Annotated in this window: 16 protein-coding genes; 3 read left to right on the forward strand and 13 right to left on the reverse strand. The window is 54.3% G+C overall.

Features of this window, described 5'->3' with window-relative positions:
• Complete coding sequence (locus tag EL26_RS10455; protein WP_173424621.1) at window positions 1-849, reverse strand: electron transfer flavoprotein subunit beta/FixA family protein; 849 nt, start codon at window positions 847-849, stop codon at window positions 1-3.
• 233 nt (window positions 850-1,082) lie between these two features.
• Between EL26_RS10455 and EL26_RS10460 the strand changes: the two genes are divergently transcribed.
• Window positions 1,083-2,366, forward strand: coding sequence for a helix-turn-helix domain-containing protein (locus tag EL26_RS10460; protein WP_038087921.1), 1,284 nt, complete (start codon window positions 1,083-1,085; stop codon window positions 2,364-2,366).
• A gap of 2 nt (window positions 2,367-2,368) precedes the next feature.
• Window positions 2,369-2,497, forward strand: a complete 129-nt coding sequence (locus EL26_RS26445; protein WP_274518878.1) for a DUF2147 domain-containing protein — start codon at window positions 2,369-2,371, stop codon at window positions 2,495-2,497.
• Window positions 2,498-2,586: 89 nt separating this feature from the next.
• On the opposite strand, the gene EL26_RS10465 is transcribed toward EL26_RS26445, so the two are convergent.
• The 6 genes from EL26_RS10465 to EL26_RS10485 all read right to left on the reverse strand — a co-directional run bounded on the left by EL26_RS10465 (window position 2,587) and on the right by EL26_RS10485 (window position 8,449).
• Window positions 2,587-2,829 (reverse strand): hypothetical protein, encoded by a 243-nt coding sequence (locus EL26_RS10465; RefSeq protein ID WP_038087924.1) that lies wholly within the window; start codon window positions 2,827-2,829, stop codon window positions 2,587-2,589.
• A gap of 66 nt (window positions 2,830-2,895) precedes the next feature.
• A complete protein-coding gene (locus tag EL26_RS10470) occupies window positions 2,896-3,291 on the reverse strand; it encodes a hypothetical protein (protein WP_038087927.1) in 396 nt (131 codons plus the stop codon).
• 95 nt (window positions 3,292-3,386) lie between these two features.
• Complete coding sequence (locus EL26_RS10475; RefSeq protein WP_238546094.1) at window positions 3,387-4,163, reverse strand: alpha/beta fold hydrolase; 777 nt, start codon at window positions 4,161-4,163, stop codon at window positions 3,387-3,389.
• Between the two features lie 34 nt (window positions 4,164-4,197).
• Entirely contained in the window at window positions 4,198-6,342 is a 2,145-nt protein-coding gene (locus EL26_RS10480; protein WP_152559233.1) for a sensor domain-containing diguanylate cyclase, read from the reverse strand.
• Between the two features lie 197 nt (window positions 6,343-6,539).
• A complete protein-coding gene (locus tag EL26_RS25490) occupies window positions 6,540-6,713 on the reverse strand; it encodes a hypothetical protein (RefSeq protein ID WP_161780708.1) in 174 nt (57 codons plus the stop codon).
• An 80-nt stretch (window positions 6,714-6,793) separates the two neighbouring features.
• Window positions 6,794-8,449, reverse strand: coding sequence for a peptide ABC transporter substrate-binding protein (locus EL26_RS10485; RefSeq protein ID WP_038087936.1), 1,656 nt, complete (start codon window positions 8,447-8,449; stop codon window positions 6,794-6,796).
• A gap of 233 nt (window positions 8,450-8,682) precedes the next feature.
• Here EL26_RS10485 and EL26_RS10490 point away from each other — a divergent pair, with 233 nt between their 5' ends.
• Window positions 8,683-8,892, forward strand: a complete 210-nt coding sequence (locus tag EL26_RS10490; RefSeq protein WP_038087939.1) for a hypothetical protein — start codon at window positions 8,683-8,685, stop codon at window positions 8,890-8,892.
• A gap of 74 nt (window positions 8,893-8,966) precedes the next feature.
• Here the strand turns inward: EL26_RS10490 and EL26_RS10495 are convergent, their stop codons facing one another.
• The 6 genes from EL26_RS10495 to EL26_RS10520 form a co-directional block, all read right to left on the reverse strand.
• Window positions 8,967-10,616 (reverse strand): peptide ABC transporter substrate-binding protein, encoded by a 1,650-nt coding sequence (locus tag EL26_RS10495; RefSeq protein ID WP_038087943.1) that lies wholly within the window; start codon window positions 10,614-10,616, stop codon window positions 8,967-8,969.
• 177 nt (window positions 10,617-10,793) lie between these two features.
• Window positions 10,794-12,920, reverse strand: coding sequence for a DNA helicase PcrA (gene pcrA, locus EL26_RS10500; protein WP_038087946.1), 2,127 nt, complete (start codon window positions 12,918-12,920; stop codon window positions 10,794-10,796).
• 156 nt (window positions 12,921-13,076) lie between these two features.
• The gene (locus EL26_RS10505) at window positions 13,077-13,277 is read right to left on the reverse strand and encodes an alpha/beta-type small acid-soluble spore protein (protein ID WP_038087949.1); all 201 of its coding nucleotides are present in this window, start codon (window positions 13,275-13,277) and stop codon (window positions 13,077-13,079) included.
• Between the two features lie 83 nt (window positions 13,278-13,360).
• Window positions 13,361-13,558: an alpha/beta-type small acid-soluble spore protein gene (locus tag EL26_RS10510; protein ID WP_038087952.1), complete on the reverse strand. Its 198-nt coding sequence runs from the start codon at window positions 13,556-13,558 to the stop codon at window positions 13,361-13,363.
• 163 nt (window positions 13,559-13,721) lie between these two features.
• Window positions 13,722-13,922 (reverse strand): alpha/beta-type small acid-soluble spore protein, encoded by a 201-nt coding sequence (locus EL26_RS10515; RefSeq protein WP_038087957.1) that lies wholly within the window; start codon window positions 13,920-13,922, stop codon window positions 13,722-13,724.
• 97 nt (window positions 13,923-14,019) lie between these two features.
• Window positions 14,020-14,220 carry an alpha/beta-type small acid-soluble spore protein gene (locus EL26_RS10520; RefSeq protein ID WP_038087959.1) on the reverse strand — a complete coding sequence of 67 codons (201 nt, stop codon included), beginning with the start codon at window positions 14,218-14,220 and terminating at the stop codon, window positions 14,020-14,022.
• Window positions 14,221-14,433 lie beyond the last annotated feature (213 nt).

The following is a 14,433-nucleotide window of genomic DNA, read 5'->3' on the forward strand; positions in this document are numbered from 1 at the left end:
TTACGCCTCCTCTTGCGCCGTCCAGCCAAAACGCTGGGGCAATTCGGTTTGCCACAGTTTTTCCAAGAGCGCCGTCGCAGCGCCCGTTGCACTTTCGTTCGGGAGCATCTCGGTGTTGACTTGCTTTTGCTCCGGAACCCACGTCTTCGAGACGATCGTCGGCGAGCCTTTCAGCCCGATCTTGGCGCGCTCAAGGCCCGGGAAGTCGGCTGTCGTCCAGATGATCGGCTTGTATGTAGCCGCTCGCAGCATCCCCGGCATCGGAGCCCGGCGGACTTTGTTCATCTCTTTGAGCGCCGTGATCAAGACCGGCATCGACGTTTGCACCACTTCCACCCCGTCTTCCAAGAGGCGGTGCACGGTGATGCGGCGGGTTTCCAGATCGATGCCTTCGACTTTGTAAACATAGGTCAATTGCTCCAAGTCCAGTCGGCAGGCGATGCCCGGCCCTACTTGCCCGGTGTCGCCGTCCAGCGTCTGCTTGCCGCAGAACACGATGTCGACCGGCCCGATCTCCGCCGCCACTTTGGCGATGGTCAAGCCCAGCACATAGGAAGTCGCCAGCGTGTCCGCTCCGGCAAACCCGCGGTCGGTGACAAGCACCGCTTCATCCGCGCCAAGCGAGATGCACTGTTTCAGCGATTTCTCCGCCGGCGGCGGGCCCATGCAGACGACGGTGATGCGCGCGCCGTACTGCTCTTTGATGCGCAGGGCTTCTTCCAGCCCGTGCATGTCGTAAAAATTGGCGATCGCCGGCACCCCTTGACGGATCAGCGTGTTCGTCTTAGGGTCGATGCGAATCTCCCGGGAATCGGGTACTTGTTTGACACAAACCACGATGTGCAACATGGGATTCCCCCTCACTCTACATGTCCTACTCGATTTTTATGAAGGAAGTCTCCTAAACATTCGCACACAAAACCTGACACAAACCATTTACAGAAACGAAATAGATATAACCGATCTACACTCTAACATCATTTCGTTACTATAGATAAATTTATTAAATTTCCATCTTCCCCCTTGACAACTTGTGACTATATAATGAGGAGCAGATGAGTTCGAGTATTGGAGGACATGCCATGCTTTCTCTTGGCCAGAAGATCCGCCAACGGCGCTTGGAGAAAAAAATTACCCAAGCCCAACTGGCAGAAGGGTTGGTCAGCGCCAGTGCAATCTCCCAGATTGAATCTGACAAAATCAATCCTTCCTACAAACTGCTGTGTCAGATTGCCGATCGTCTGGACGTGCAACTTGACTATTTTTTAGACACCCAAGAGCGGGAGTCGTACTTGGAACAAACGACCTCTCACAAGTTGGCGAAAACCTTTCTCATGGCAGATGAGCCGCAAAACGCCGTTCCGATTTTGGAGCAGCTCCTCCAATCGCAAGCGGACAATCTCGATGTGATGATGGACCTTGCCACTTGTTACAGCAAATTAAACCGTTCCCGGGAAGGCATTGAACTGCTGGAGATCATCACCCACCAAGCGTTGCGCCTGGAGGACAAGATCACGTATGTCAAAGCGATGAAGATGTTGGGGAGTCTTTTTTTCACCCGCAATAACATCACGCTGGCGAAGCACTACTGGGAGAAATCGTACGAGACGATACTGGACCTTGAAGATGTGGATAAGTTCTTAAAAGCGGAAGTGATGACCAACTTGGCCCTCGCTTGCAACCACATCGGGGACTTTGACCGCTCGCTTGAGTTGTACGAGACGTCCCAAAAACTGCTCGAAGGCAGTACCAACCTCCATCACTTGGCGACCAACTACTTAGGGCTTGGCAGCTCCTACTACGGCAAAAAGGAATACCGCTTGGCGGAAGAATACTGCCAACAAGCGATCACTATCTTTAAGAATTTGAATCAAATCTACAGATCGATTCAAATCAAAGAAAACTTTGCGATTCTGCTTTGCGAGCGCGGTGATATCGAGGGAGCCCTCCATACGTTACGCGAGTGTTTGCAGGAATACAAAGACCACGGTTTTGACAGCCAGACCTCGAACACACACGCTGAGATTGCCAAGTTGCTGCTCCAGCAAAACAGATTGGAAGACGCGAAGTCGCACCTCACCCAAGCGTTCGCCATCTGCGAACCCAGCACCGTGTATGAAGCGCAATGTTTCTACGTGCGCTCTCTCTACGAAGCGGCGCGCGGCGATGCGCAAGCCGCTATCTCAGATGCGAGGCGTTCTCTGGCCATCTACCTCGCTGTGGAAGCGCTTCACGAATACAACAAAGTCAGCCTTCATCTTAGCGATTTGTACAAAAAGTTGAACGACTACAAGTCGTCGACCGAGGTTTTGGAAGAAACACAAATCGCTATGCAAAATTATCTACGTAAAAAGGGGATGTTCTAATCATGAAGAAACTGTTGGCTCTCACCATCTTGGCTGCTGTCGCACTGGGGGTAACCTTTGCGGCGGCTCCGGCACAATCCGAAGCGATCTGGAACAACGGTGAACCGCTGTTCGTGGCCCCGTCTCTCTAAGTCGCTCTCCAATTCTCCACTTGCACCAAAAAAGCATGCACAACTCACTTTGCGAGCAGTGCATGCTTTTTTGTTTTTTCCCCAAAAATTTAAGAAGCCGAGCGCAATTCCTCTTCGCGCACTTCGCCTTCCAACCGGGCGATTGTCGTCTGCTCCCGGTGGTGCGCTTCCTGTTGCTCCATCTGAATGCGCATGCCGTAATCCGTCCAGACGTAATGCGGCACATACGGGCCCATCGAATAGCCGAGATTGGCAGATCCCAGCGCTTCCAAGCACGCCAAGAAAAACGCCGCAATCCCCGTGACGATCTTGCGCAACCATCCCCGAAACATCTGCCTCACCTCCCGCTGACATTCTACGCGACTCAGTCCCTTCGTAGAAGCCGCAAGACCCTTCCCTCACAGTTTCCACCTGTCCTGCCAGTCGTCGCTGAGCCTCCACGACCACAGCGCGTCCTCGCGCTCCAGATCCGCGACCCAGGCGCGGTTTCGCGCAAAGTCCGGCAGGCTCAATCCGTCCTCGACCAGCAGAAAGGGGTTCGGAATCCCGTACACAGCGAGCGCACGCCGCGCGCGCGCCAAGCAGGTCTCCCGCCCCTCTTGCCGGCGAAACGCCCGGAAGTGGACGGAGAGCTCGCCAAACGCAATTCGCAACAGGCGCGCCGTCTCTCGTTGCCACTCCGTAAAGCGGGCGTCCTCCGGCGGGACGGCTTGTGCTCCCAGCTTGATTTGGTAGGTCAGTGCCTCTTGCAACAACTCCAGCAGCTGCGATTCGATCTGCTTTCGTACCGGCATGCAATTCCCCCGCCCCGTTCAGTGTCCGACATCCCAACATATGCGCGTCCTCTTGCAAAAAAGAAGCCGTCCTCCGCAGAGGACGGCTGCACGTTTTAGTTCTTGATGACGGCGGCTTCCGCGAACAGGCCGCGAAGTTCCTCCGTCACCGCAAGTGGTTGCTCCACTTGCGGGACGTGGGCGGCCTCTTCGAGAATCAAGAGCTTTGCGCCCGCGATGTGTTCGGCGATATACTCGCCGATGTGGACTTTGGTCACACCGTCATGGCGTCCCCAGATCACGCGCGTCGGCACGTCAATCTCCGACAGCCGGTCGCGGAAGTTCATCACGTCCGTGCGCTCGGCGAGGTCTTCGTAGCGGCGGCGTCCTTCCAAGTTCTGGCGCTTGCTCTCGTCCGTCTGCACGCCGGCAAAGCGCTCCGGGAGGTAGAACACCGCTTGGTCGAACTGCTCCTTGGAGATGTCGGTCGGGATGCGCTCACGCTCGGCGCCGAGGAACACGCCCGCCGAGCAAAGCAAACCCAGACCCGCCACCCGCTCCGGGACGGTCAACGCAGTTTCAATCGAGATGCGCCCGCCCAGCGAATTGCCGACCCAGACGGCCTTGTCCACTTCGCGGGCGTCCAGCACGCCGGTCATGATTCCGACATACTGGCTGAGCGACACAATCTCTGTCGGCCACTTGTCCCCGACAAATCCGGGGATGTCGACCGAGATCATCCGACCGCACGCTTTCAGGGCGCGCATCTGTGCCGCCCACATCTTGGCCGTGCCGCCGACCCCGTGCAGGAAGAGGCCCGTTTGCGGCCCCTCTCCTGCCACTTCGTAGATCGAGACGGGAATTCCCCGCACATTCACTTTCATCCGTTTCACTTTCTTCAACGCTTCCTCTCTCGCAACATTCGAACTATTTCAGATCCCGGAAATACGCGGCGGCCGCCTCTTGCGTATAGCTGCGGCGCGCCGAGTCGATGCGCTCAAGCAGATACGGCTCCTCTTCCGACGACGCCATCGACACCACCGTCAAATCGACCGAAACCTGGCCGACAGACGAAAGCGCTGTCTTGGCAAATGCGTCGTGAATCCGCTTCGAGATGATCCCGATATCGCTTTCGGGAATGCCTTTGACCACGACGAGAAATTCATCGTCCATGTACCGGCAGATCAGATCATCTCCGCGCATCGTGTTTTTCAACAGATAAGACACGTCGATCAGCACGCGGTTCCCGACTTCAAACCCGTATTGATCGTTGATCGTCCGCATGCCCAGGATGTCGACCAAGAGGAAATGCATGGGAAAGTGGGTCTGGTTTTCACACAGCGAGCGCAGTTTGCGGCGCAGATAGTGGATCGTGTGCAACCCGGTCAACGCGTCGACGAACAGACGCTGATCGAACTCCGAGCTGTACACCGCCACCCGGTTGCGCCCCATATCCTTGGCTCCCCAGTACAACGACTGGTCGGCCTTCTCCAACAGATCGTTCGGCGACAGCGCGTCATGCTCGTGCAAATGCGCGATGCCGACCGAAATCGTGATGTTCTTGACGGTGTGTTCTTGGTACACGAACTGGTGGTCTTGGATCTTGCGGCGGACTTCTTCCGCCAACTCTTGCGCATGCGCCACCGTGATGCGGCCGATGGCCACAAACTCCTCGCCGCCGTAGCGGGCGAGCATGACGCCGTGCTGCACACAGACCGACTTGGCGATCATCGCGACTTGGCGCAACACCTCATCGCCGACAATGTGCCCATAGATATCATTATACTTCTTAAAATAGTCGATATCAAAGATGATCAAACACAAGTCTTCCCGTTTACACTTGGCTTGTTGAAATTGCAAATCCAACTGGTCGTAAAAATACTGGTAGTTGTACAACCCCGTCAGTTGGTTCGTAATCGCCGCCCGCTCCAACTCTTCATAGATATGATTGCGGTCCATGATGATCGAAACTTGGTTGGCGAGAAACCCGAGTTGCTTCTGATGGTCGCTTTTGTACCCGAACGAATTCGGCTTCCCCATGCAGATGATGCCGAACACTTCCGATTTGCCCACCAGCGGCACGAGGATGTACGAGCGCATCTCAAGCTCCGGGAACAAACGAAACTCCGCGCGCGCTTTGGCGACGGAAACCACCGTACGCTCGCGAACCGCTTGGTCCAACAGCGCGTGCCGGATGTTTTCCGCCACGATGCGTCCTTCGCGGTCCAGCCCTTGGTACGAACCGTCCGGTTGCATTTTCAACAGCAGCGCTTGCGGAGAATCGGTGAGGTCTTGCGCGATCTGGAACGTTTTCTGGTAGATCGTCGAAAGGTCTTTGGCGGTGCTCAGATGAATGCAGGCGTAATTGACGCGGTTCGACCACTGCAGATGGTTAAACGTGCGCAGGACGCTGGTGACCACCGCGACCGGAACCGCCAACAGCAACAGCGTATACGCGCCCAGATTCCGCTCCAGCAGATCGCCAAGCATCGCCAACGGGAACACCGCCAGATAGATGAACGACTCCCACATCACCGCGACAAGCCCCGTCTTCAGCGAGAAATGGCGCGACCGCAAAAACAGATTAACGTGAATGATCAGATGATTAAAGACAAAAAAGACCACACCGACCGTGAACAACTTCACCACGTCGGCACCATACTGCATGCCGTGTGCCAACAACGCCGGTTCCATCCAAGAAAAAACCGCATAACCCGCCATCAAGCAGATCACTTTCAACATCGGATTAGTCAAGATCGCCATCTTGCGCGACTTGTGCGCCAACAACAACGTTCCGATCAATTCGCCGAAGAAATTCACCCACAACGCCGTCGCAGTGTCATACGTCATGACGAAGTAAAACGTGAACACCAATTCCAACGAAATCAACATGGAAGGCAACGTGACCGGAAACACGACCGACAACGCCATCAACGCTGCGCCCAACAGCATGATGAACCAACTGCCTGCAAACAAGTGCAGCGGATGCTGCAACAACACCCAGAGTCCGCCTGCGATCAGCACCGCCTCAAACACATACCCCATGCGGTACCACGTTTTGGCTTTTACCATCGCCACTCACCCCGTCCTCTTCGAGCGAACGTTTTCCCTACCTTTATGTATGTGATCTGAAGGGTAGAACATGTCTCGAAGATTCATTCTCAGGTGATAGTTCTACATTTCGAGTCCCGAAACCTGTTAAAAATAGGCAATGTTTGAAACAATTTTGCTCAACCGAAATATTTAAGTTACAAAAAGGCACCCTTGATTCAGGGTGCCTTTTGCTCATACTCTTCGGCGAGCTCCCAGCCTTCGTAGGCTTCCGCAACGCCGGGACGCATCTCTTTCATAAACGCCAGCGCTTCTTCCACCGAATCGCAATCGGTGACGCGGGCTTTTTGAACGGAACCGTCTTTCATCTTGAGGGATACTTTGACGACCACTTGTCTCACCTCCGCTTTCTATTATAAACGAAAAAAGAAACCTCCGCCGTGTGCGGAGGTTTCCTGTCGAGTTTTGCTTCTTATTTCTTGCCTTCGATATAAACGCCCTTGAGGTCGGAGGACGGAGCGGAGACGTGGGTGACCCAGCCCTTGACGTACGGTTTGGTGAGGACTGCGGAGGCACGGAAGAACACCGGGCCGACCGGCATGTCGTCCATGAGGATCTTCTCTGCGTCGTACATCGCTTGCATACGCTTCTTGCCATCCGGCTCTTTCTGAGCAGCGTGGATGAGGTCGTCGTATTTCGGGTTGGAGTAGCCGTTTTCGTTGAAGTCGCCGCCGGTGACCCACATGTCGAGGAAGGTCATCGGGTCGTTGTAGTCAGCGCCCCACAGCGAGAGGACGATGTCGTAATCGCGTGCGGTGGTGCGTTGCAGGCGGAGTTTGAACGGTACGTTCTCGATCTCGACGTCGATGCCGAGGTTTTGACGCCATTGTTCCTTCACGAACTCCGATGCTTTCTTGGAGACGTCGCCGTCGTCGGAGAGCAGCTTGACGTGCGGAACTTCGGTCAGACCGAGTTCTTGCAGACCTTTTTGGAGGAACTCTTTCGCTTTCGGCGCGTTCGCTTTGCGGTTGATCAGGTCGCCGTTGTCAGCGCGGAAGTCGCCGCCGTTGCCGTTCGAGGTGCCGGACGGAACGAAGCCGGTCGCACCCTTGGTGCCGTTGTGGTAGACGATGTCCGCGTATTGGTCGCCGTCAACTGCGTAGGTGAACGCTTTGCGGATGTTCGCGTTGGTGAAGAGTTTGTTTTTCTCGTTGTATTGGAAGTAGCCGTTGGTCAATTCCGGAACGGTTCCGAATTCCTTGGAGTCTTTGTAACGGTCGATTTGGTCACGCACGAGACCGATACGGTCGAGCTGGCCGGATTCGTAGAGGTTCTCCAGCGCCCCGGAGTCCTTGACGACTTGGTAGTTCGCTTTGTCGAGCTTCACATTGGCTTTGTCCCAGTAGTTGTCGTTCTTCACGAGGGTTGCCGATTGCTCGTGCACCCAAGCGGTCATCTTGAACGGCCCGTTGAACAGAACTTTGTCTGCGTCGCCGCCGTACTTGTCGCCTTGCTTCTGCACGAATTCCTGCTTCTGCGGGTAGAAGAGCGGGAAGGACATTTGCTCTGCGAAGAACGGAACCGGATGGTCGAGGGTGACTTCGAGGGTTTTGTCGTCCTTCGCTTTCACGCCGACTTCGTCCGCCGTGCCTTTGCCTTGGTTGTACGCTTCGCCGCCTTTGACCCACGCGAGCATGAACGCGTATTGGGAAGCGGTTTTCGGGTCGAGGGTGCGTTTCCACGCATATTCGAAGTCTTTCGCGGTCACGTTGGTGCCGTCAGACCATTTAGCGTCGTCGCGCAGGTTGAACGTATAGGTCAGGCCGTCGCTGGAAACTTTCCAGTCCTTTGCAACGCCCGGAATGGCTTTGCCTTTGGCGTCGAGACGGGTCAGACCTTCCATGACTTGGCCGAGCATATTAAACGCGATGTTGTCCGTTGCTTTCGAAGAGTCCAGGGACGGAATCTCGTCACCAAGTGACAAGTTGATTTCTTGAGCTTCCGCCGGCTTAGCCGCATCGCCGCTGTTCGTGTCGCTTGCAGTGTCTTTCGAGCCGCAACCTACCAGCGCCACGCTGGACAGCAAGGTTACCGCCATACCGATACCAAACCACTTCTTTGCTTTCATCTTTTCGAACCCCCTAAAAATTGTATCTCTTTTCTGTTTTTTGAGACTATTTTGTCTACAACGACAATATAGCATGGACTATCGAGTAAATCAAGTACTTAAAAATTCCATGAGAATCTGTAAAAAACCAATAAAATATCATCTAAAAACATTCATCTACAACATTTTACGTCACGAAGTTGTAAAAAAGAACCTCACGAGACAAACTAACGTGGCAAAGGAGGTTGTTGCGGATGGATTGGATGCAAGAGTTGGAGAATCGGTTGCAGGCCCGGGAGTTGTTTCAGCTCTCGATCGACGGGCAGATCTACACCGTCGATGCCCGGACAGAACCGATTACGTTCACCAACGAACACGGGCGCACCGAGCGATTTTCAAGCCCCGATCAGTTGGAAACCGCGTTGCAATCTTGGTACGAAAATCCCGTGATCGTGCTGATCTAGACCGAAAAAAACCGGCAGAAAGCAGAAAAAGCCGCCCGCATGCCTGCGGGCGACTTTTTGTGTGAACAAAGGAATTACTTGCCTTGAATGTAGGTGGTTTTGAGCTCGTAGTCCGGGCCGTATACACGCCATTGGAAGTCTTTGACGTACGGCTTGGTTACGTATGCGCGCGCACGGAAGTACAGCGGGCCGATCGGCATCTCTTTCATGAGAAGCTTCTCTGCGTCGTACAGGTAGCCCATGCGTTTCTTCGGATCGACTTCCGTCTTGCCCTTCTTGATCAGGTCGTCGTACGCCGGGTTGGACCATTGCGGGTCGTTGAAGGAACCGCCGGTGACGAACATGTCGAGGAAGGTCATCGGGTCGTTGTAGTCAGCGCCCCACAGGGAAACGACCATGTCAAAGTCGTGCGAGTGGGAACGTTGCAGGCGCAGTTTGTACGGAACGGTCTCGATGTCGATATCGATGCCGAGGTTTTGACGCCATTGTTCCTTGAGGAACTCGGTGGATTTCTTGCCGACGTCGCCGTCGTCCGACATCAGCTTGATTTTCGGGAATTCGGTAATGCCGGCTTCCTTCATACCTTCTTGGAGCAGTTGTTTTGCTTTTGCTTTGTTATCTTTGCGGTTGATAAGATCGCCGACGTCCTTGGAGAAGTCGCCGCCTTGACCGTTGGAGATGCCTTTCGGGGTGTAGCCGGTCGCACCGACGGTGCCGTTGTGGTACACAACGTCTGCGTATTGGTCGCCGTCAATCGCGTAGGTCAGAGCCTGACGGATCTTCGCGTTTTGCAGAGCCGGGACTTTTTGGTTGTATTGGATATAGCCGGTGGTCAACTCCGGTTGGGTGGAGTAATCCGGTTTGTCTTTGTAGTTGTCAACTTGGTCGCGAACGATACCGGTGCGGTCGAGCTGGCCGGATTCGTACAGGTTGAGCGCCGCGTTGGAGTCTTTGACGACTTGGTAGCTGACTTTGGTCAACTTGACTTTGGAAGCGTCCCAGTAGGTGTCGTTCTTCTCAAGGGTCGCCGATTGCTCATGCACCCAAGAGGTGAACTTGAACGGACCGCTGGAGAGGAATTTGTCTGCGTCCGCGCCGTACTTGTCGCCGGCAGCTTTTACGAACTTCTCGTTTTGCGGGAAGAAGATCGGGAACGCCATCTGTTCTGCGAAGAACGGAATCGGGTTCTCAAGAGTTACGACGAGGGTCTTGTCGTCTTGAGCTTTCACGCCGACTTCATCAACAGAGCCTTTGCCTTGGTTGTACGCGTCGCCGCCCTTGATCCAAGCCACCATGAACGCGTACTCAGCCGCGGTGTCCGGGTTGAGGGTGCGCTTCCAGGAGTATTCGAAGTCTTTCGCGGTGATCGGGTCGCCGTTCACCCATTTGATGCCGTCGCGCAGATGGAAGGTATAGGTCTTGCCGTCCGGAGAAACATCCCATTTCTCTGCGAGCGCCGGTTGAGCTTTGCCGTCTTTGTCCAGACGGGTCAGGCCTTCGCTGACGTTTGCAAACAGGGTGAAGGAGATCGAGTTGGTCGCCTTCGAAATGTCCATGGTCGGGATTTCGTCGGACAGTGCAAGGTTCAGTTCTTGCGTTGCGTCCGGCTTGTCGGCGGATTTGGAGCCGCCGTTGTCGGAGTCTTTGCTGCCGCAACCGACGAGAGCTACGGAAGCCAGCATGGTCATTGCCAAGCCAATGTTCAGCCAAGATTTTGCTTTCATGGTATAGTTCCCCCTTATCTAGATAGAACGTAACAGATGCGTAATCTCTCTGTAATTTTTCTGCAATATTTGACTACGATCAAACTATACCAGTCACAGAGTCTTTTGACAATACTCTTTTTTAGAAAAATTTCAACAAGCAGAGAAAAAGCCCGGAACGCGTCCGGGCTTGCAGCATCAGGCATTTTTGAGGCGGGTAAAGCGCGGCAGCACTTTGCGTTCGCCGATTTTGGCGTGGAACATGATCGTGAGTTCGAGCGTCTCTTCCGCCCCGCGCTTGTCGAGGATGATCCCCTGTCCAAACTGCGGGTGGATGACCATGTTGCCGACTTTCCACTCCGAATCCGGCACGTCGTTGGTGCCGAGCAGCGTCTCTTTGAACTCTTCGGGAATCTCGTCCAAGAAGCGCGACGGGTCGTTGCGCTGCGTGTTGCCAAACAGCGTCCGCTCGGCGCAGTGCGACATGTGCAGCTTCTCCTTGGCGCGGGTGATGCCTACATACGCCAAGTTGCGCTCTTCCTCGATCCCCTGCGGCGTGTCCATCGAGCGCATGTGCGGGAAGATCGTCTCTTCGCAGCCGATGATGAACACGACGGGAAACTCCAGCCCTTTCGAAGCGTGCAGCGACATCATCGTCACCGAATCCTCATCTTCGTCCTTCTCTTTGTCGTTGTCGGAGAGCAGCGACACTTCCGCCAAGAAGTCGGCGACCGAACCGCCGCGGCGGCGGTCAAACGACTTGGTGATCGAGAACATCTCTTCGATGTTCTCCAAGCGCATCTGGTCTTCTTCTTTGTTGGAGATGGAGTAGATTTGGCGGTATTGCGTCTTCTCCAACACTTCTTCGAGATATTCCGAGACCGACAAACCCTCTTGGCAGAGATGCAGGTATTTCATCATGTCGTGGAATTCCTTGCAGGTCTGCGCCGTTTTGTCCGGCAATCCGTTGTCTTCCGGCCGTCCCATCGCTTCCAGCAGGGTCAGGTCTTCGTCATGCGCAAAATTCAAGAGCTTTTGGATCGTGCCGCTGCCGATGGAGCGCTTCGGTGTATTAATGATGCGAAGCAACGAAATTTCGTCTTCCATATTCGTCAAGCATTTCAAATACGCCATGATGTCTTTGATTTCCCGGCGGTCGTAGAACGTGTAGCCGCCGAGTAACTTATAAGGAATCGGCACTTGCAAAAACGCTTCCTCGATCACGCGGGACATGGCGTTGGCGCGGTAGAGCACCGTGCAATCGCTGTACTTGCCCCGGTTGGCGACATGATTTTGAATTTGCTGGACGAGATATTGCGCTTCGTCTTCCGAATCGAGGGCTTGGTAGATCGAAATCTTCTCGCCCTGCCCTTTTGCCGACCAGAGGGCTTTGTCTTTGCGGTTTTGGTTGTGGCGGATGACGGCGTTCGCCGCATCCAAAATCGTGGAGGTGGAGCGGTAATTTTGCTCCAGTTTGATCACGGTGGCTTCCGGGTAGTCTTTTTCAAAATTCAAGATGTTCGAGATGTCCGCCCCGCGCCACGCGTAGATCGCTTGGTCCCCGTCGCCGACGACGCAGAGGTTGCGGTACTTGGAGGCGAGCAGCTTGACCATTTTGTATTGCGCTCGGTTCGTATCTTGGTATTCGTCGACGTGAATGTACTGAAACTTGTCCTGGTACGTCTCCAAAACGTCCGGCTGCGTTTCAAACAGATCGACCGTCTTCATGATCAGATCGTCAAAGTCCATCGCGTTGCACTCTTGCAGTTTGCGCTGGTAGACGCGGTACACTTGCGCCGCCGCGATGTCCTGCAGGCGCTTGCCCGCGGTTTTGGCGAAATCGTCCGGCGTTTGCAGTTCGTTTTTGGCGGCGGAGATGCGCCATTGAATTTGGTTGGGATCAAATTTCTTGATGTCGAGGTTCAAATCGAGCATCGATTGTTTGATCGTCGACACTTGATCGTCCGGGTCGAGGATCGTGAAGCTGTTTTTGAAACCGATCCGCTCCGCCTCGCGCCGCAAGATGCGCACGCACATGGAATGGAATGTGGACATCCACAAATCTTCCGCTTTATCCCCCACCAATTTCTGAATCCGTTCGTTCATCTCTTTGGCGGCTTTGTTCGTAAACGTGATCGCCAAGATGTTGAACGGCGCCACTTGGCGTTCGTGCATGAGGTACGCAATGCGGCGGGTCATGACACTGGTCTTACCGGAACCGGCCCCGGCCAAGATCAAGAGCGGGCCTTCGGTCGTTTCGACGGCAAGTTTCTGTTCAGGGTTCAACCCCTTGACGATAGAAGCAGCCGAAGTAAGTTGGCTCATGAGTGTACAACCTCCGTCACTTGTTGAAAATCGTCTCTTTATTGTAACGGAAGCGTCGTAAGAGTCAACTTGGGAAGAGCGTGCTCTGATGACCTGAGGGGGATAAGGAAAGAGCCTCCCCGTGCAGGGAGGCTCTGATTTTAGTCTATGAAGTTTTTAGCGTTGGCCGGAGAGAGCTTGCTCTGCGTATGCGACCAGGCGCTTGGTGATTTCGCCGCCGACGGAGCCGTTCAGACGGGATGCGGTTTCGCCGCCGAGGTTCACACCGAATTCGGAAGCGATTTCGTATTTCATTTGATCCAAAGCGCGTGCTGCACCGTTGACCAGGATTTGGTTCGAGTTGTTGTTGTTTGCCATTGTGTTCTACCTCCTATATGGGATGTGATTGTAGTATGATGCGAAGAAGCTTTCGTGATGCGTTGTAAGATGTACCACTTCGATTAGCGGCGGCCGCTCAGCGCTTGTTCTGCGTATGCCACCAAGCGCTTGGTGATTTCACCGCCGACCGACCCGTTCAGTCGGGAAGGAGTTTCACCACCCAGGTTGACGCCGAACTCGGAAGCAATTTCATACTTCATTTGGTCCAATGCTTGAGAAGCGCCGTTGACCAAGATTTGATTCGAGTTGTTGTTTGCCACTGTGTGTCACCTCCTCTGTGGTTGTGAGGTTAGTATGGTCGGGAACGTCCATTTCATACACTGTTTTTGGGCTGGAAAGTACAGGTAGACAGGAAAGCAACCCAAAACCTGCAGGCGGGAAAAAAAGACCCGGACCGCCCAGGCCCGGGTCTTTCTGAAACAATTAGCGTTGGCCGCCGGACAGAGCTTGCTCTGCGTACGCCACCAGACGCTTGGTGATCTCGCCGCCGACGGAACCGTTCAGACGGGACGGGGTTTCGCCACCCAGGTTCACACCGAACTCAGAAGCGATCTCGTATTTCATTTGGTCCAGAGCTTGTGCTGCACCGTTGACGAGGACTTGATTCGAGTTGTTGTTTGCCATGATTGGCCACCTCCAGTGAGATTTTGAGGCGAGGGAGGTTCGTTTTATAAGGAAACCCCCTCGCGAAAGTTCGTGCTATTTAATTAGAGGAAGATGATTAGCGACGGCCGCCGGACAGAGCTTGCTCTGCGTACGCAACCAGACGTTTGGTGATCTCGCCTCCGACAGAACCGTTCAGACGGGACGGGGTTTCACCGCCCAGGTTCACGCCGAACTCGGAAGCAATCTCGTATTTCATTTGATCCAGCGCTTGTGCGGCACCGTTGACGAGGACTTGGTTCGAGTTGTTGTTCGCCATGTGTGTCACCTCCTCTCTGTGATTGTGTCTATAGAATGCCACCGAGGAGGGTTTGCATGCGTTCCATGTTTTGGTAATCTAGAAGCACTCTCGGAAATCCCAAGAAGTAGGATGGCTTCCTGCGCGTTTTTTATTCGAAGCGCCGGGATCTTTGAAAAAAAACACCTGCCGACACAGCTGCGGCAGGTGCGATTCCTTACTTGTTGCGCGATT

The organism is Tumebacillus flagellatus, assembly GCF_000714935.1.
Lineage (GTDB): Bacteria > Bacillota > Bacilli > Tumebacillales > Tumebacillaceae > Tumebacillus > Tumebacillus flagellatus.